Annotated in this window: 1 protein-coding gene; it reads left to right on the top strand. The window is 37.9% G+C overall.

The annotated features are described in order from the left end of the window. The coding region (locus R0K30_RS22075) for a S41 family peptidase (protein WP_410612991.1) at nt 1–269 on the top strand (269 nt) is incomplete at both ends.

Here is a 269-nt window from a genome sequence, read left to right as displayed (position 1 = left end):
CAATACATCAAAGACAGCGCTAACGGTAAAGTACAGCTAAGTATTACCCGTAATAACACTCAAACACCGCTAATATTTAATCTCAGTAGAAACCAAATTAAGCTAACGAGTGTAACCAAGCAACTACTTGACTCAGGTAGCGGTTATATCGCTATTAATAACTTTTCTAATCACACTTTGCATGAAGTTGCCTTGCAAATAGCCGCCATGCAAAACCATTATGGCCATTCATTAAAAGGCCTAATTATTGATTTACGAGATAACCCGGG

The organism is Bacillus sp. SIMBA_154, from assembly GCF_046536015.1.
Lineage (GTDB): Bacteria > Bacillota > Bacilli > Bacillales > Bacillaceae > Bacillus > Bacillus pumilus_P.
Note: the sequence above shows the minus strand (reverse complement) of the source record. Positions and strands in the feature narration are given on the sequence as shown.